Raw genomic sequence first — 16,662 nt, 5'->3', positions numbered from 1 at the left:
CAAGGTCACGTGACGGGCAGACCCCGGACGCCCGGAACCAGGGAGGAAACGTGGAGCAGTCACAGCGGGTGGTGCTGATCAGCGGCGCGAGTCGCGGGATCGGAGCGGCCACCGCGCGGGAGATGGGAAGGCGCGGCTACCACGTGGTCGTGAACTACCGTCAGAACGCCGACGCGGCAACGGAAGTGGTGAGCTCGATCGAGGCCGCCGGCGGCTCGGCCCAGGCCGCCCAGGCCGATGTCTGCGACCCCGAGCAGGTGTCCGGGATGCTCGACCGCATCCGCGCCGACCACGGCCGCATCGACGCCCTGGTCTGCAACGCCAACACGGTGAATCCGCCGTTCCAGCCCCTGCTCACGCTCTCCTGGGACGACTTCATCGGAAAGGTGAACGGGGAGTTGGCGGGAGCGTACTTCCTCACCCAGGGCGTGCTGCGCGGCATGACGGAGGAACGCAGGGGCCGGATCGTCTACGTCTCGAGCACCGCGGCGGATGCGATCGGCACCGTCGCGGCCCACTCCACGGCCAAGGCCGCGCTCAACACCTTCAGCCGGCACGTCGCGGGAGTCGCCGCGCAGTACGGGGTCGTCGTCAACACGGTCGCGTTCGGCGCGGTGCGCACCGACGCCACCGCGGGTGTCATGACGGACGAGCTCCGCACCTTCATGGAGAGCCGATCGGCGTCCGGCAGGCTGCTCGAGGCCGACGAGGCGGCCCGCAGCATCGCGTTGCTCGCCGACGAGGACTTCACCGCGTCGGTGGGCCAAGTGCTGCGATTGGACGGCGGCTTCGAGATTCTGGACCGCCAACTCAGCCCGATGGTCCGGCACTTCGAGTAGACCGGCGGACGTCCGCGTCGCACCGGGCGTCCCGTGGGGCCGGGCGACGGCGGCCGGCCCCACGGGACGCCGTCAGCTCAGACTGCGCGCCAGCGGATGCAGTTGCTGGTCGAGGACCTCGAATCCGCCGTCGACCCGGATCACCTGGCCGGAGGTGAAGCCGAAGCCGTCGTCGGCGACGAGGGCCACGGCGCGCGCGGCGTCCGCCGGTTCCACTCTGCGCGCCGCCACCGAACGCTCGGTCGTGTACTTCCAGAACTCCTCGCTGAACTCCGAGGTGGCATCGGTGTGCACGGCGCCGAGGGCGACGGTGTTCACCGTCACTCCGTGCTCGGCGGCGATGCCGGCGATGTGGCGGCTGAAGGTGTTCAGCGCCGCCTTGGCGACGGAATGGGGCAGGGCCATGCCGATGGTGTCCGACGCCGTGCTGGAGATGTAGATGATCCTGCCCGACCGCTGTTCGCGCATGATGGCGAGCGTGCGCTGGGTGAGGAAGAAGGAGCCGGCGAGTTCCCCGTTGACCTTCGCGGCGAACGCGTCCCAGTCCAGCTCTTCGAAGGACACGAAGGGCGGTGTCACGGTGTTCGCGTTGCAGATCAGCAGGTCGATGCGCCCGTGGTCGGCCCGCACCCGCTCGACGAGGGCGCCGACCTGGCCGGCGTCGCAGACGTCGGCCTGGAGCGCCTCGGCCGTGCCGCCGCGCGACTCGATCTCCGCGACCACGTCCGCCGCCGCGTCGGCGTCGCTCCGGTAGTTCACGATCACGTGGTAACCGCGGCCGGCCAGTTCCTTGGCCGTCGCGGCCCCGATGTTGCGGCCCGCACCACTGATCAGGGCTATGCGCTTCGACTGCTTCACGGTCTCTCCCGTCGGGTGTCACCGGCGTTCCTGCCGCTCGACCCTAATCGCGTGGGGGAATCCGAGGATTGCGGACCGACCACAGGAAAGACGTGTGGGCCTTGTGGCCCGTGTCCTGCGGCTGCGACTCTCGGTCCGGTTTCGGCAAGAGGCGGAACGGGATCCGGCGACGCTCGGGAGGACGCACGATGACGGACGAGGTGGACCTGGTGGCCCGGATCGACGAACTGTCGGCCAGAGTGCGGGAGCTCGAAGCCATCCGTGAGCTCACGAAGCTGCGCAACGCCTTCCACCACTGCCTCAACTCGCAGGACTGGCAGGGTCTCGGTGCCCTGTTCACGAGGGACGCGCACCTGGCCTACGGCAGTTTCGGCGATGCCCGTGGACGCGCGGCGATCCAGGAGTACTACAGTGCGCTGCTGCCCAAGATGGTCGAGCTCCAGGGGGCCTCGGAGGTCGCCCTGAGGAACTTCAACCAGGTCCACCAGGTGGAGGTCGACGGCGACCGCGCGTCCGGCGCCTGCTTCTTCGTGGAGCACGTCAGGTTCGACCAGGCGGACCTCGTGCACCAGAGCGTCGGCCGGTTCGCCGACACCTACGTGCGCGAGGACGGACGATGGCTGTTCGAGCGCGTCGAACTGGACCACTACTGGGTGGTTCCGCAGAACAAGGAGTGGCGCTGGCCCTGGTGACGTCGCACGCGCGCGGTCCGGTCGCCGTGCTCGTCCGCGGGCCCGACCGGTCCCGGGGCGGCGCGCTCCGGGCCGCGCCCGGAGGCCCCCACGACCGGCGGGCCGGATTGACACCCGGATCAAACTGCTACTAGCGTTGTTGCAGTTCGATTGGCGAGGCGACCGTCGCGAAGGGGTCACAGTGAGCATCAGCAGCAGGAGTGCGGTCGCGATCCACGCGCTCACCATGCTGGGACGCTGGGATCGCTCGCTGACCTCCGCGGAGATCGCGGAGAGCCTGGCCAGCAATCCGGTCCTGGTGCGACGGATCCTCGGCAGCCTGCGGGACGCCGGTCTGGTCTGGTCCGTCGAGGGACGCAACGGCGGCTGGTCGCTCGCCCGGCCGGCCCGCGAGATCACGCTCTACGACGCGTACACCGCCGTGGAGGCGGGGCCGATCCTTTCGCGGCACCCGCATCCGCCGAGCGCCGAGTGCGAGGTGGGGCGGATCATGCAGAAGCTGCTCGAGGTGGAGTTCCAGGACGCGGAGCGGGCCATGAAGGAACGACTCGGGCGGACGACGATCGCCCACCTCGTCCGGCAAGTCCTGGCCAGTGAGCACGAGATCGCGCAACGCGTCACCAGCTGACCGAAGGCGGAGGCAGTGTCCTCCGCCTTCCTTTTGCCCTAACTGTAACTATCATGGTGGCGGAATGTCACCCGAAGGGCCTCGCATGACTTCCACGTCGACGACGACCGGGCGGACCGGCTCGGAACTGGCCTTACTGGCCGTCCTGATGCCGGCGATCCTCGCCACGGTCACGGCCAGCGACATGGTCAACCTGATGCTTCCGACGATCGGGTCCGAGTTCGGGGCCTCCGAGGCGGAACTCGCCTGGGTCGTCACCGGCTTCCTGCTGATGTTCTCGGTCGGAATCCCCCTGTACGGCCGCATTTCGGACCGGGTGAGCCTGCGCCGCCTCTTCGCCTTCGCGCTCCTCACCTACGCCCTCGGGAGCCTGATCTGCGCGATCTCCCCGAATCTGGCCGTGCTCGTGGCCGGGCGGATCGTGACGGGGATCGGCGCGGCCGCGATCCCGGTGCTCGCGATCATCGCCGTCACGACGCTGCTGCCACCGGAGCGGCGCGGTGTCGGGATCGGCGTCGTCTCCGCCGGCGCGGGCGTCGGCACCGCCGCCGGACCGGCGTTGGGCGGCGGCATCGGGGAGGCTCTCGGCTGGCCGGCGCTGTTCTGGATCATGCTCGTGGTCTCGCTGCTGCTGCTCGTCCCGGCCCTGCGCGTGCTCCCGGACGAGACTCCGCAGGGCTCGGGCCGGCTCGACCTCCCCGGCGGCATCCTCCTCGGCCTCGGAGCCGGTCTCGTCCTGTTCGGCATGACCCGGGCGCAGGTCTCCGGCTTCACCGACCCGCTGTCCTGGGGCAGCCTCGTGGTCGCGATCGCGGCGCTCGTGCTCTTCGGGGTGCGCACCGTCCGGGTCGACCAGCCGTTCGTCCCGCCGACGCTGTTCACCAACCGCGTCTACCGGACCGGCATCCTCGTCGCGTTCCTGGCCATGGTCGTCAACCTCGGCGGTCTGGTGTTCGTCCCGCTGCTGCTGGTGGAGGTCAACGAACTCAGCCCGGGCAAGGGCGCCTTGGTCATGATCCCGGCCGGAGTCGTGACCGCGCTCCTCTCGCCGTGGATCGGACGCCTCGCCGGCCGCGTCAACGCGCGGGTCCTGGTGCTCTCCGGGCTCGGCCTCATCGGGCTGTTCTCGCTGTTCCTCTCCTCCTTCACCGGCGGCTCCTCGGTGCTCTTCGCCGGTGTCGGGATCCTCGGGCTGAGCATCGGCTTCATGCTGGTGATGACCACCATCATCGGCGCCGCGGCCGGCGAACTGCCCCCCGAGCAGGTCGGTGTGGGCCTCGGAATCCTCCAGGGGGCCCAGTTCCTCGGGGCCGGGACCGGCCCCGCCGTGTTCGGTGTCCTGGTGTCCGCGAGGCAGCAGGGCGGCAGCAGCGCCATCAACCCCCTCTTCTCCGGCCACGACGGCGCGGCCTACTCCGACGTCTTCCTGGCCATGGCGGCGGTCGTCGTCCTCACGCTCATCGTCGCGTCGAGGATGCGTCCCGCGGCCGGCTCCGCGGCCGAAGCCGGAGCCGGCGCCGGACCGGACGCCGAGGCGGCCCCCGTGGCCGCGGCGGGGCAGGAAGCGAACAACGTCCCGTAGGGACACGACTGCCCCGCATCGGGCACATCGGATCCACCACGTGTTGGTTGACGAGCTTGCGAGCGACAAGGGGATCGGCATGACCACGCAGCGGACTTTCTCTCAAGAGGACAAGGAATACGAGGCGTTGTACGCGGGACGCGCGTCCTTCGACGGCGTCGCCGCCGGCGAGGTGCTGATCCCCTGGGACATCGGTGAGCCCCAGCGGGCCGTGGTGGACCTGGCGCGCGCGGGAGGCTTCAGCGGCAAGGTCCTCGACGCGGGCTGCGGACTGGGTGAGAACGCCATCCTGCTGGCGGGCCTCGGCCATGAGGTGACCGGCGTGGACGGTTCGCCCAGCGCGATCGAGCAGGCGGCGCGGCGGGCCGAGGCCCGCGGCGTGCGGGTGCGGTTCCTGACCTCGGACGCCACCGAACTGGACGGTGTCGGAAGCGATTTCGACACCGCGCTCGACAGCGGCCTCTACCACTGCCTGAACGGCGAGCAGCGGTCGGCGTACGCCGCCGCGCTCCACCGGGTGTGCCGGCCGGGTGCCACGCTCCACCTGTTCTGCTTCGCGCCGTCCATGCCGTCGGGGACGCCGATCGTGGAGGAGGCCCTGGTCAGCGAGGCCGATCTGCACGCGAACCTCGGCCGGCACTGGGAGATCCAGGACATCACCGAAGCCGTCTTCGCCACGAGCTTCACCCGCGAGATCCTGGCCAAGCTGGGCACGGCGGGTGCCCCGGACACCGGTGCCAGGCCGGGCCCGGACGCCATCCGGGTGGACGAACGCGGGCGGGTGCTGACACCGATGTCCTACGTGCGTGCGCAGCGCAGGTGAGGCTCCGCCGTCCTGGGCCGCGTGAACGGCGCGGCCCGGGGCTCGGGGCCCGGACGCGGTGGACGCGGTGGGCGCGGTGCGGCGCACGCGCGGTCGTGACGATCGGCGTTCGGCCCGGGCCGGGACCGATCGGTCTGCTAGCCTCGGCCCATGGCCCGGAAACCTGCTGCCGGTATCCGCGAGCGCATCCTGGACGCCGCTGCCCGCCTCTTCGACCAGCGGGGCGTGCACGCGGTCGGCATGCAGCAGATCATCGACGAAGTCGGCTGCGGCAAGCAGTCGCTCTACCGGGAGTTCCCCGGCAAGGACCAGCTGGTGGTGGCGTATCTCGAGCGGTCCGCCGAGAGCTGGGACCGCATCGTGGCCGATGTGTGTGCCGCGGTGGAAGCGCCCGAGGACCGGCTCGTCGAGTTGGTCCGGACGGTCCAGGGCATGGCGCCGAACGCCAGGGGCTGCCCCCTCCGCAACACTCACGCGGAGTTTCCCGACCCGGACCATCCGGCGCACCAGGTTTCCCTGAAGCACTTCCGGCGCGTGCGCGAGCAACTGCGGGACCTCGCGCGCAGGACTCCGGCCGCGGACCCGGACCGGCTCGGCGACCGGATCATGCTGATCATCGACGGGGTCTACGTGAACGGGTGGACCTCGGGTTCCACCGGTGCCGCGGAAGCGGCCGTCGGACTCGCCAGTGACGTGGTGCGGGCGGAAATCGCCGCCGCGGCCGGCTGAGTTCCCTTCTCCGACGCCCGCTCCCGCTTTCTCTCCCTTTCCGCCACCCCGTCCAGGGGTGAAGTCTGCCCGCCGGCAGGTGTCTTCCGGCCGCGCAGAATTCCACGACCCAGTGTTCCGAGGAGGATCACGGTGAAGACCATTGTTGTCACGGGGGGCACTTCCGGTATCGGGCAGGCGCTCGCCAACACCTATCTCGGGCGGGGCGACCAGGTGGTCGTCATCGCTCCGGATCCGGTGAAGGGGAGGAAGTTCCTCGACACGGCGCGGAAGGTGGGTGCGGCCGACCGCGCCTTCTTCATCCAGGCCGACCTCAGCCTCGTCAGCGAGAACCGGCGCGTCATCGCGGAGATCGAGGACCGGTTCGCGGCGGTGGACATCCTCGTGCTGTGCGCGCGGTACTTCCGCAGCCATCGGCTGGTGACCTCCGAAGGGATCGAGCACAACTTCGCGCTGTACTACCTCAGTCGGTACCTGCTCGGATACGGCCTGGCCGACCTGATGAACAAGGCCCCGGTGCCGGTCGTGGTGAACATCGCCGGTCCCGGTGTGGGGGCGCCGGGCATCTACTGGAACGACCTCGGCCTCGAACGCGGCTACGACGGCTGGTCGGCGATGTTCCAGGGCGGCCGGCTCAACGACCTCCTCGGTGTCTCGTTCGCCGAGGGGGGGAGCACGCGTCGCGCCCGGTACGTGCTGCTGTTCCCCGGGGGGACGCGCACCGGCTTCGCGGGCGAGTTCGACGCCGCCACCGCGGCGCACATCGCCCAGATGAAGCTGGCCGCGCAGCCCGTCGAGTTCACCGTCCCGCCGATCCTCGAGATCATCGACGCTCCGCCCCGGGAACCGCTGAGCGCCTTCGTGGAGGGCACGCCGCTCAGTCTCCTCCGCCCGGCGTTCGACAAGGGCGCCGCGGCCCGGCTCGACGGCATCACGCGGGACCTCCTGCGGGACAGGACGGGCGCCTCGTGACGAACGGCCCGCAGCCGGTGCCCACGTTCCGCCGAATCGCCCTCGTGCCGTCAGGAAGGTAGTGAACGCCGTGACCGAACCGGTGTCGATGCCCCACAACCAACGTCAGGCCGAGTGTCCGTTCCGGCCCGGGTCCGATCTCCTGGAGTTGCACGCGGACCCGTCGCTGCACCGGGTTCCGGTGCCGAACTCCCAGCTCGGCGAGGTGGGGGCCGTCCTCATCACCCGTGAGGACGATGCCCGCACGGTGCTGGCCGACGCCCGCCACGAGGTCGGGTTCGCCTTCGATCCGCACTGGACCGGCCCGCGCTCGGTGATGAACCAGCCGGGCGTCCTGCTGAACTACGACGGGGACGAGCACACCCGGTACCGCCGGATGCAGGCCGGCGCCTTCACGATGAAGCGGATCCGGGCGCTCAGCGGCGTGATCGAGCAGATCGTCGAGAAGCACCTCGACGCGGTGGAGCAGGCCGGTCCGGGCGCCGACCTAATCAAGACCTTCGCCGAACCGCTGCCCCTGATCGTGATCTGCGAGCTGCTGGGGGCACCGCTCGAGGACCGGGCGGGCATCCTGGCGCGCAGTTCGATCGCGAGCAGCGTCGACACCACGCTGGAGGTCCAGCAGGAGAACTTCGCGGCCATGATCGACTACATGGCCCAACTGGTCGCCGCACACCGGTGGGATCCGGGCGACAACATCCTCGGGGACCTGGTGCGCAAGCACGGGGCGGAGCTCAGCAACGACGAGCTGATCGGCATGGGCCTGGACGTCCTCGTGGCCGGCCACGGGACCCTCTCCGGCATGATCGGGCTCAGCGTCCTCGCCCTGCTGTCGCACCCGGAGCAGCTGGCGGTCCTTCGGGACGAGCACGAGCTGTCCGGCGGCGCCGTCGAGGAGCTGCTGCGGTTCCTCGCGGTGGCGCCCCCGCTGGTCAGGAGGGCGAGCACCGACCTGTCGGTCAACGGCCAGGAGGTACGCGCCGGCGAGTACGTCGTCGTCTCGACGCTGATGGCCAACCACGGCGCCGCCCTGCCCTCGCCCGCGGACGCGCTCGACCTGCGCCGCAAACCGGTGCCGCACCTGGCCTTCGGCTACGGCCGGCACCAGTGCGTCGGTCAGCAACTCGCCCGTCTCGAACTGGGCATCGCGCTGCCCGCGCTGTTCCGCCGCTTCCCCGGCCTGCGGCTCGCCGTCCCGTTCGAGAAGATCGAGTACCGCACGGAATCGCTGGTGTACGGGGTCAGGAGCCTTCCCGTCGAGTGGTGACCGCGTGGGGTTCCGCCCGGGGGACACACTCCGGGCGGAACCCCACACACGTGGGAGCCGCCCTCCTGGTCGGAGGGCGGCTCCCCGGGCATGTCCCCGGCCGCTCGCGACGGCGCGGTCGGGGGTCAGCCGCCCGGCCGCTGCCCCTGCGTCAGGCGGATGGCGGCGGCCGGGCAGAGGGCCACGGCCGCGCGCACCCCGTCATGGGCCGCGGCGGGCGGCCGGGCGTCGAGCAGGACGACGACACCGTCCTCGTCACGCTGGTCGAAGACCTCCGGCACGGTCATCACGCACTGCCCCGAGGCCACGCACCTGTCCTCCTCGACGGTGATCTCCAGGGAAGCGGTCATGGCGAGTTCCTCCCCTCGCGCGGCCCGGGGCCGACGCGGTCGGGCCCCGGCCGGCCGGCGCGCGTTCCGCTGACCGCGATGCCGACCCCGGCCGCACCGGCGAGCGCGACGGCCAGGAGCGCCGGCCGGTGGCCGCCGAAGCAGGTGAGCAGTGCGGCGGTCAGGGGCAGCATCAGGACGCCGCCGAGCTGCACGCCCGTCTGGAACAGCGGCACCGCCGCCGCGCGCAGGCCCGGTTCGACGTCCTGGGTGGCCTGCATGTTCAGGGAGGCGAAGGACAGCGCCATGGCGGCACCGACGAGGAGGAGCGTCGGCAGCAGACCACCGACGTACGAGGCGGGTTCGGGGCGCAGCAGCAGGAGCAGCTGGCCCGCGAACGCGGCCGCCGCCCCGGCGGCGATCTGCCGCCGGGTACCGAAGCGGGCGACCAGGCGTCCGGCGAACGGCACGGACACCGCGAGCGGCACGCACGCGGGGAGCAGTGCCAGCGCCACCTGCCAGGGCCGCCACCCGAAGCGGTCGTGCGCCTGGAAGGTGACCAGGAGGAGCAGGGCCGCGTAGGTGCCGTTGAGGGTGGCCGCGCCGAGCGTCGCGCGGATCAGCGAGCCGTTGCGGGCGAGTTCCGCCGTCAGGCGCGGCGGCGTCCGGCGTCCGGTGTCCGGGATCACCCGCAGGCCCCACACCAGGAGCACCAGGGCGAGCGGCGCGGGGAACAGGAACGTCCAGCGCCAGCTCGCCGCGGTGAGGACCCCGGAGAGCAGCAGGCCGAGGGTGAACCCGGCCGCGCCGAACAGGGAGTACACCGACACGGCCCGCCGCTGCGGCGGGCCGTCGGGGACCGTGGTGGTGATCAGGGCCAGTCCGGCGGGTGCGGTGAGCGCGGCGCAGCCGCCCTTGAGGACGCGCGAGGCGATCAGGAGGGCGGTCGAGTCGGCCAGGCCGCCCGCCACCGACGCCGCGGCGAACACCAGCATCGCCACGAGGTAGCAGCGGCGCAGGCCCCACCGGGCGGTGGCGCGGGGGCCGAGGAGCAGCACCGCGGCGAATCCGGCGGCGAATCCGCCCATCAGCCACTGCACCGTCCACACGGACAGGCCGAGGTCGGCGCCGATCCAGGGCAGGGCGACGAGGACCACCGAGACCTCGATGGCGTCGAGGACCATGTTGCCCGACAGGATGAACAGGAGCCGCCAGGTGCCGTGCCGGGCCGGCGCGGAGAGGGTTCGCGCGGCGGGCGCCTCAGTCACCGGCGGGCACCTCGCCCGGGCGGGATCCGGCGGTGGCGTCGGACCCGGCGGCCTCGGCGAGCAGCGCGGGCAGGCGCTCGCTGACCAGCTCGATGTTGCGGACGACGAGGTCGTCCGGCATCCCGCCGATGCTCGCCCAGAAGATGAGGTGCTTCACCGGGAGGCCCTTGGTCCGCTCGTGGATGCGGGCCGCGGCGTCCTCGGGCGTGAGGATCTCCAGGGTCGACCAGGAGCCGTCGGCCTTCGGGGCCTCCGGGAAGTCGTCGGGGCCGAGCAACGGCGGCCTGGGGTGGTCCGTGCCCTCCACCGAGCCCTGCCGGTAGGTGTTCATCTGGTGGGCGAGGTGCGGTGCGACGCGGGGCCACGCCGCTTCGGGGTCGTCGGCGAGGATCACGGGGAGCAGGTCGGAGACCCGGGCGAGCCCGGGGTCGTGGCCGCCTTCGACCAGGCCCTCGCGGTAGTGCCCGTACAACGCGTGGGAGATGTGCAGGAGGCCGATGCCGAGCCGACCCGCGATGCGGGCGCCGCGCGGACCGTAGAAGCCGCCCCACAGCGGGACGGACGACTGGAGCGGTCCCGGGGTGATGCCGCCCTCCTCCCACAGCCGCCTGACCTCGGCGATGTTGCGTTCGATCTGGGCGAAGCGGGTCTTGAAGTCGGCGTCGAACAGGTCGTACTCGGGCACCCGGTAGCCGGCGCCGAAGCCCATCTCCAGGCGGCCGCCGCTGATCAGGTCGACGACCGCGGCGTCCTCGGCGAGCTGGGCGGGCTTGTGGAGGTTGGGGAGCACGACCGCGGTGCCGATGCGGGCGTTGCGGGTGCGGGCTGCGGCGGCCGCGGCGAACGTCAGGGGCGAGGGCAGGTAGCCGTCCTCGAAGAGGTGGTGCTCGGTGAACCAGAGGCCGTTCGCGCCGCGCCGGTCGGCCTCCTCGCAGAACTCGAGGGAGCGGGCGTAGTGGTCGGCCCAGGGCCGGTGCCACTGGTCGGGGTTGCGCAGGTCGAAGAGAAGTCCGACATCCATGCTCTGGTCTCCGTGTCTGGTGGGGTGCGGTGCTCAACTGGGGCCGTGCTGCCAGGTCCTGGGGCCCCGGAAGCCGGGCGCGCGCTCGAGGCGGCGCCAGCGTGCCGACGGGTGCCCGGCCTCCTGCGGCTCCTCCTGGGCGGCGGCCAGCCGGGCGTACAGGACGGTGGTGAGGGCGCCCAGCTCGATCGGGTCCGGGCTGCCCCGCTCCACACGCAGGAACGGGGGCCCGTCGTAGCCGGCCGGCGGGCCGCTCACTGCGGGGGGTTGCCGTGCTTGCGCTGCGGCAGGTCGACGTCCTTGCGGCGCAGCATCGCGAACGCGCGGATCAGGACGGAGCGGGTGTCGCCGGGGTGGATGACGTCGTCGACCAGGCCGCGTTCGGCCGCGTAGTAGGGGTGGACGAGCTCCCGCCGGTACTCCTTGATCTTCTGTTCGCGGGTGGTGGCCGGGTCCCTGGACGCGGCGATCTCACGGCGGAAGACGACGTCGGCCGCGGCCTCCGCGCCCATCACCGCGATCTCGTTGGTGGGCCAGGCGAAGGACAGGTCGGCGCCGATCGAGCGGGAGTCCATCACGATGTACGCGCCGCCGTACGCCTTGCGCAGGATCACCGAGATGCGGGGCACGGTCGCGTTGCAGTACGCGTACAGGAGCTTCGCGCCGCGCCGGATGATGCCCTCGTGCTCCTGGTCGACACCGGGCAGGAAGCCCGGCACGTCGACCAGGGTGAGCAGCGGGATGTTGAAGGCGTCGCAGAACTGGACGAACCGCGCGCCCTTCTCGCTGGCCTTGATGTCCAGGACGCCGGCGAGCGACGACGGCTGGCTCGCGACGACGCCGATCACCTGGCCGTCGAGCCGCGCCAGGGCGCACACGAGGTTGGCGCCCCACTGGGCGTGCACCTCCAACACGTCGTCGTCGTCGACGAGTTCGGTGATCACGTCGCGGATGTCGTACGACCGGTTCCCGTCCGCGGGCACCAGGTCGAGCAGTCGGTCCACGCGCCGGTCGGCCGGGTCGCCGTTCGGTGAGGCGGGCGGCAGCTCCCGGTTGTTGGACGGCAGCATCGACAGCAGGAGGCGTACGTCCGCGAGGCAGCTCTCCTCGTCGTCGTGCACGAAGTGCGCGACGCCCGACACCCCGCCGTGCACGTCGGCGCCGCCGAGCCCGTCCTGGGTGACCTCCTCCCCCGTCACCGAACGCACCACGTCCGGGCCCGTGATGAACATCTGCGAGATGCCGCGGACCGCGAACACGAAGTCGGTGAGCGCGGGCGAGTAGGCCGCGCCGCCCGCGCAGGGCCCGAGCATCACGCTGATCTGCGGGATGACCCCGGAGGCGCGGGTGTTGCGCTGGAAGATGCCGCCGTAGCCGGCGAGCGCCGAGACGCCCTCCTGGATGCGGGCGCCCGCTCCGTCGTTCAGCGAGACCAGCGGCGCGCCGGCCGCGATGGCCATGTCCATGATCTTCTGGATCTTCTGGGCGTGCGCCTCGCCCAGCGCGCCGCCGAAGATCCGGAAGTCGTGCGCGTACACGAAGACCGTCCGGCCCTCGACGGTGCCCCAGCCGGTGACCACGCCGTCGGTGTGGGGGCGCTTCGCCTCCAGGCCGAAGCCGGTCGCGCGGTGCCGCCGCAGCTGCTCCACCTCGGTGAAGGTGCCCGGGTCGAGCAGGAGGTCGATGCGTTCGTGCGCGGTGAGCTTGCCCTTGGCGTGCTGGCGCTCGGTGGCCTTCGGGTCGGCTCCGAGCCGCGCCAGTTCCTTGAGTTCGTTGAGTTCGCCGAGCCGGTCGGTGGCGGTGGTCACGGGTGCCTCCGCGGTGGTCATCGTCACTCCTGGTGGTCCGGTCGGGCTAACCGAGCAGGGTGCCGCCGCTGGCGTCGACGAAGGACCCGGTGATCCAGCGGGCCTCGTCGCCGGCCAGGAACGTCACGACGTCCGCGACGTCCGCGGCCTCGCCGACCCGCTTGAACGCGGACAGCTGGGCCATCTGCTCGACCGCCTCGGGGATGTCGAAGACCGCGCTGCCGTTGTTGGTGATGCCGGGCGCCACGCTGTTCACCGTGATGCCGCGCGGGGCGAGGTGCCGGGCGAAGTGAAGCGAGAGCTGCTCGATGGCGCCCTTCGTCATGGCGTACGCCACCTGGTCGGGGCTGGCGAAACGGGTGAGCCCCGACGAGATGTTGATGATGCGGCCGCCGTCGGACAGCAGCGGGAGCGCCCTCTGCACGATGAAGAACGGGGCCTTCGCGTTCACGGCGAAGAGCCGGTCGAACTCCTCGGCCGTGACCTCCTCGGGGCCGAGCCCGGCCGGGGTCGTGGCGCCCGCGTTGTTGACCAGGATGTCGAGCCTGGTCTCCCCGGTCCGCTCCTTCAGGCCCCGCTCCACGCCGAGGAACAGTTCGTGCACGTCACCGGGGACGCCGAGCCGCGCGCGGACCGGGAAGGCACGGCCGCCCTCCCGCTCGATCAGCTCCACGGTCTCGTCGGCGGACGCCTGGTCGGAGGCGTAGTGCACGATGACGAGGGCGCCCTCGCGGGCGAGGCGTTGCGCGGTGGCGCGGCCGATGCCCCGGCTGGAACCGGTGACCAGCGCCGTCTTGTCGGTGAGCCTGCCCATCTTCGAACTCCTGTCGGTCGATGCGGTCGGGTCGTGCGGGATCCCCTCGGAGGGGGACGGGTGCTGTGCCGCGGAGGCGGGGGAACCGCTGAGGCCGCTGATCATGCGGGCCAGGTGGCGGCGGACCGGGCCGAGGCCGAGGAGTTCGCCGAACACGTCCCGCAGGGGCTCCACTTCGGGTCCGCCGAGCAGCAGCAGCGACTGCGCCCGGATGTTGTCGAGGGTGTGCGCGCCGATCGGCCTGCGCACCAGGTCGTAGCCGTCGAGCAGGTCGTCGCGGTCCTGCGACCGGACCCGCCCCGCGAGGCGTCCGCCGAGTTCGGCGGCGTCCTGCAGGCCGAGGTTGAGTGCCTGCCCGCCGACGGGCATCTGCGCATGGGCGGCGTCGCCGGCCAGCAGGACCCGGCCCTTGCGGTACCGGGTCGCCTGCCGGCTGGTGTTGTCGAACGCGTTCAGCCACAGGGGCGTCCCGTGGCCGATGTCCTCGCCGGTGACCTCCGCCCACGCGGTGACGACCTCCTCGAACGCGGGGGGCCCGGTGCGCTCCTTCGGGGACGCGCCGTGGACATGGACCATCACCCGGGTGCTGCCGTCCGGCCAGCGGTGCGCCACGGCCAGGCCGTTCGGGAGCCGCTCGAAGCGCCGGGCCGGCACGTCGATGCCCGCCACATCGGCCCGCAGCATCTCGAGCGTCGCGGCCCGGCCCTCGAAGTCGAAGCCCGCGAGCCGCCGCACGGAGCTGTCGCCTCCGTCGCACCCGACCACGAACGCGCAGGTGACGGAGGTGCGCCCGCCGTCGTCCGCGACGGCCTCGACCAGGACGTGCCCGCCCCGGTCGGCCAGGGACACCACGCGCAGGCCGCGCCGCAGCCGCGCCCCGAGCTCCAGGGCCCGCTCCTGGAGGACCGACTCGATGCGGGTCTGCGGGCACTTCCACTGACCGGCGTACCGGTGGCCGGGGTCGGCGGCGGCCAGATCGAGCGGTAGGCCGCCGAAGTGGCCGCGGCCGCCGTCCGGCAGCTCACCGAGCCGGTCGAGGATGCCGCGCTCCTCGAACACCGTCATGGTGCGGGCGTGCAGCGTGGACGCCCGTGACTCGGTCATCGGCTCGCCGAGCTGCTCCAGGACGGTGGTGCGCACACCGTGCGTTCGCAGGTCCCCGGCGAGCAGCAGACCAACGGGCCCCGCCCCGACGATCACGACATCGGTGTCCGTGGGGGGAGCCGAGTCGGTGTCCGTGGGGGGAGTCGAGGTGGGCGGCATGGGTCAGCGCCGCGCTTCCGCGTACCGCTTGGCGTGCTCCAGGGTGGCCCGGCTGTTGGTGCCGAGCGCGTCGCGCAGGAACTTCCTGGCCTGCTCGACGTCCGCGTCCGGGCCCAGGATCCCGGTGATGTTCTCCGCGTTGACGACGACGGTGTGCTGCGAGGAGGCCGTGACGACCCCGTCGTCGCCCTCCTCGAACTGCCAGGTCCCGGTGTGCAGCGCCATGAGCGCGGGCAGCGTGGTCTGCTTGTACGCGATCAGCCGCTGCGGGAAGCACACCCGCACCGATTCGGTGGTGTGCGTGGAGCCGTCCTTGGCGACGGTGTCCATCCGCAGGACCTGCAGGCCGGGGGTGTCCTCGGTGAGCTTGACGGAACCGACGTGCGGCAGGCGCTCGACCCAGCGGTCGGCCTCGTTGACGAAGTCGTACAGGTCCTTCGCGGACCCCTCGACCCGCACCGAGTCCGTGAACGACAGCGTCAACTCCGCGGTCCGCGCGGCCTCTTCGAGCCCGGCCTTGAGCGAGGGCAGCTCGGCGCGGCTGTTGCTGCAGACCGCCTCGTCGATCCAGGCGAGCGAATCGGGGTCGTCGTCGATGGCCCGGTAGGAGTGCAGCAGCCGCAGCCGGGTCTCCCCCGCGCCCAGCGGCTCGATGATCCAGGTGCCGCTCATCTCGGCGATCGGCGGCGACGACACCTCCTGCCGGAAGGCGATGCGCAGCCCCTCCGGGTCGAGGTGGCGGCGCGAGGTCCAGTTCTTGGCCTCGCCGTTGGCGGTGGCCCAGATCCGGATCCGCTCCTGGTCGCCCTCCCGCTCCAGGTACTCGACGTACACGTTCGGCGGGAAGAGGCGCGGCCAGTTCTCCACCTCGGCGAGCAGGCGGTAGACCTCCTTCGCCGTCGCCGAGACGGTGATCTCGTGCTCGACCTCACGGGTCGTCATGATGCGTGCTCCTCAGTCGGGTCGGGCGGGATCAGAAGTTGCCGAGGCCGCCGCACACGTTCAGGGCCTGGGCGGTGATGGAGCCCGCCAGGTCGGAGGCGAGGTAGCCGACCAGGCCCGCGACCTCCTCGGGCGTCGAGTACCTGCCGAGCGGGATCTTCGACCGGAACTTCTCCAGGATCGCGTCCTCGGTGGTGCCATACGCGTCCGCGTAGCCCTGGCGGACCCGCTGCGCCATGGGGGTCTCCACGTAGCCGGGGCACACCGCGTTCACCGTGACGCCGGTCGGCGCGAGCTCGTTGCCGAGGGCCTTGGTGAAGCCGACCACGCCGTGCTTGGACGCCGAGTAGGGGGCGCCGAGCACCACGCCCTGCTTGCCGGCGGTGGAGGCGATGTTGATGATGCGGCCGCGCGCCTTGGCGCGCATCCCGCCGGCGTTCAGGACCTCGCGGGTCACCAGGAACACGCTGGTGAGGTTGGTCGCGATGACGTCGTCCCACAGCTCGTCGGCCAGGTCGGCGGTCACCCCGCCGCCCGAGCGGCCCGCGTTGTTCACCAGGACGTCGATGGGCCCGAAGCGGGCGACCGCGGCCCGCACCACATCGGCCACCTGCTCCTTGGAGCGCACGTCGCCGGTGGTGCCGTCCACGTCGAGGCCCTCGTCCTGCAGGGTCTTGACGGTCTCCGCGACGGCCTTCTCGTCGCGGGCGCACAGGAAGACCCGGTGCCCCTGCTCGGCGAGCAGCCGGACCGAGGCCAGGCCTATTCCGCTGGTCGCGCCGGTCACCAGGGCGACCCTGCGTGCGGTGGTGTCGGTCATCTTCGGC

17 protein-coding genes are annotated in these 16,662 nt (G+C 71.8%); 8 read left to right on the top strand and 9 right to left on the bottom strand.

Annotated elements, in window-relative coordinates; all coding sequences use genetic code 11:
• Nucleotides 1-50: 50 nt before the first annotated feature.
• Nucleotides 51-839: an SDR family oxidoreductase gene (locus tag ACFWP2_RS24325; RefSeq protein WP_380454838.1), complete on the top strand. Its 789-nt coding sequence runs from the start codon at nt 51-53 to the stop codon at nt 837-839.
• A gap of 72 nt (nt 840-911) precedes the next feature.
• On the opposite strand, the gene ACFWP2_RS24320 is transcribed toward ACFWP2_RS24325, so the two are convergent.
• The gene (locus tag ACFWP2_RS24320; RefSeq protein ID WP_380454836.1) at nt 912-1,697 is read right to left on the bottom strand and encodes an SDR family oxidoreductase; all 786 of its coding nucleotides are present in this window, start codon (nt 1,695-1,697) and stop codon (nt 912-914) included.
• Between the two features lie 188 nt (nt 1,698-1,885).
• On the opposite strand from ACFWP2_RS24320, the gene ACFWP2_RS24315 reads away from it, so the two are divergent.
• The 7 genes from ACFWP2_RS24315 (at nt 1,886) to ACFWP2_RS24285 (ending at nt 8,390) form a co-directional block, all read left to right on the top strand.
• Nucleotides 1,886-2,389 (top strand): nuclear transport factor 2 family protein, encoded by a 504-nt coding sequence (locus ACFWP2_RS24315; protein WP_380454834.1) that lies wholly within the window; start codon nt 1,886-1,888, stop codon nt 2,387-2,389.
• Nucleotides 2,390-2,570: 181 nt separating this feature from the next.
• A complete protein-coding gene (locus ACFWP2_RS24310; RefSeq protein ID WP_380454832.1) occupies nt 2,571-3,017 on the top strand; it encodes an RrF2 family transcriptional regulator in 447 nt (148 codons plus the stop codon).
• An 85-nt stretch (nt 3,018-3,102) separates the two neighbouring features.
• Complete coding sequence (locus ACFWP2_RS24305) at nt 3,103-4,599, top strand: MFS transporter (RefSeq protein ID WP_380454830.1); 1,497 nt, start codon at nt 3,103-3,105, stop codon at nt 4,597-4,599.
• 79 nt (nt 4,600-4,678) lie between these two features.
• A complete protein-coding gene (locus tag ACFWP2_RS24300; protein ID WP_380454828.1) occupies nt 4,679-5,422 on the top strand; it encodes a class I SAM-dependent methyltransferase in 744 nt (247 codons plus the stop codon).
• A 150-nt stretch (nt 5,423-5,572) separates the two neighbouring features.
• A complete protein-coding gene (locus tag ACFWP2_RS24295) occupies nt 5,573-6,151 on the top strand; it encodes a TetR/AcrR family transcriptional regulator (RefSeq protein WP_380454826.1) in 579 nt (192 codons plus the stop codon).
• A 132-nt stretch (nt 6,152-6,283) separates the two neighbouring features.
• Nucleotides 6,284-7,123 (top strand): SDR family NAD(P)-dependent oxidoreductase, encoded by an 840-nt coding sequence (locus ACFWP2_RS24290; RefSeq protein WP_380454824.1) that lies wholly within the window; start codon nt 6,284-6,286, stop codon nt 7,121-7,123.
• 70 nt (nt 7,124-7,193) lie between these two features.
• Entirely contained in the window at nt 7,194-8,390 is a 1,197-nt protein-coding gene (locus ACFWP2_RS24285; protein ID WP_380454822.1) for a cytochrome P450, read from the top strand.
• A 125-nt stretch (nt 8,391-8,515) separates the two neighbouring features.
• Here ACFWP2_RS24285 and ACFWP2_RS24280 read toward each other — a convergent pair whose 3' ends face one another.
• The 8 genes from ACFWP2_RS24280 to ACFWP2_RS24245 are packed head-to-tail and all read right to left on the bottom strand — an operon-like array spanning nt 8,516 to nt 16,655.
• Nucleotides 8,516-8,728 carry a ferredoxin gene (locus ACFWP2_RS24280; protein ID WP_380454866.1) on the bottom strand — a complete coding sequence of 71 codons (213 nt, stop codon included), beginning with the start codon at nt 8,726-8,728 and terminating at the stop codon, nt 8,516-8,518.
• A gap of 8 nt (nt 8,729-8,736) precedes the next feature.
• Entirely contained in the window at nt 8,737-9,987 is a 1,251-nt protein-coding gene (locus ACFWP2_RS24275) for an MFS transporter (protein WP_380454820.1), read from the bottom strand.
• Nucleotides 9,980-11,008, bottom strand: a complete 1,029-nt coding sequence (locus ACFWP2_RS24270; RefSeq protein WP_380454818.1) for an LLM class flavin-dependent oxidoreductase — start codon at nt 11,006-11,008, stop codon at nt 9,980-9,982. Before ACFWP2_RS24270 ends, ACFWP2_RS24275 begins: the two co-directional genes overlap by 8 nt.
• Nucleotides 11,009-11,041: 33 nt before the next feature.
• Nucleotides 11,042-11,266: an acyl-CoA carboxylase subunit epsilon gene (locus ACFWP2_RS24265; RefSeq protein WP_380454816.1), complete on the bottom strand. Its 225-nt coding sequence runs from the start codon at nt 11,264-11,266 to the stop codon at nt 11,042-11,044.
• Complete coding sequence (locus ACFWP2_RS24260; protein WP_380454813.1) at nt 11,263-12,837, bottom strand: acyl-CoA carboxylase subunit beta; 1,575 nt, start codon at nt 12,835-12,837, stop codon at nt 11,263-11,265. The genes ACFWP2_RS24265 and ACFWP2_RS24260 overlap by 4 nt, the downstream gene beginning before the upstream one ends.
• Before the next feature lie 25 nt (nt 12,838-12,862).
• Nucleotides 12,863-14,893, bottom strand: coding sequence for an SDR family oxidoreductase (locus tag ACFWP2_RS24255; protein WP_380454811.1), 2,031 nt, complete (start codon nt 14,891-14,893; stop codon nt 12,863-12,865).
• A 3-nt stretch (nt 14,894-14,896) separates the two neighbouring features.
• Nucleotides 14,897-15,835, bottom strand: a complete 939-nt coding sequence (locus ACFWP2_RS24250; protein WP_380454809.1) for an aromatase/cyclase — start codon at nt 15,833-15,835, stop codon at nt 14,897-14,899.
• A gap of 31 nt (nt 15,836-15,866) precedes the next feature.
• The gene (locus tag ACFWP2_RS24245; protein WP_380454806.1) at nt 15,867-16,655 is read right to left on the bottom strand and encodes an SDR family NAD(P)-dependent oxidoreductase; all 789 of its coding nucleotides are present in this window, start codon (nt 16,653-16,655) and stop codon (nt 15,867-15,869) included.
• Nucleotides 16,656-16,662: the final 7 nt, after the last annotated feature.

The organism is Kitasatospora sp. NPDC058444, assembly GCF_042721415.1.
Lineage (GTDB): Bacteria > Actinomycetota > Actinomycetes > Streptomycetales > Streptomycetaceae > Kitasatospora.
The sequence above is the reverse complement of the archived record's forward strand: the minus strand, read 5'-3'. Positions and strand labels throughout refer to the sequence as shown.

Bases quoted from the DNA above. Each gene is read 5' to 3' on its own strand.
- ACFWP2_RS24315 (WP_380454834.1), top strand. From the start codon at position 1,886: ATGACGGACGAGGTGGACCTGGTGGCCCGGATCGACGAACTGTCGGCC.
- ACFWP2_RS24305 (WP_380454830.1), top strand. From the start codon at position 3,103: ATGACTTCCACGTCGACGACGACCGGGCGGACCGGCTCGGAACTGGCC.
- ACFWP2_RS24300 (WP_380454828.1), top strand. From the start codon at position 4,679: ATGACCACGCAGCGGACTTTCTCTCAAGAGGACAAGGAATACGAGGCG.
- ACFWP2_RS24295 (WP_380454826.1), top strand. From the start codon at position 5,573: ATGGCCCGGAAACCTGCTGCCGGTATCCGCGAGCGCATCCTGGACGCC.
- ACFWP2_RS24270 (WP_380454818.1), bottom strand. From the start codon at position 11,008: ATGGATGTCGGACTTCTCTTCGACCTGCGCAACCCCGACCAGTGGCAC.
- ACFWP2_RS24260 (WP_380454813.1), bottom strand. From the start codon at position 12,837: ATGACCACCGCGGAGGCACCCGTGACCACCGCCACCGACCGGCTCGGC.
- ACFWP2_RS24255 (WP_380454811.1), bottom strand. From the start codon at position 14,893: ATGCCGCCCACCTCGACTCCCCCCACGGACACCGACTCGGCTCCCCCC.
- ACFWP2_RS24250 (WP_380454809.1), bottom strand. From the start codon at position 15,835: ATGACGACCCGTGAGGTCGAGCACGAGATCACCGTCTCGGCGACGGCG.
- ACFWP2_RS24245 (WP_380454806.1), bottom strand. From the start codon at position 16,655: ATGACCGACACCACCGCACGCAGGGTCGCCCTGGTGACCGGCGCGACC.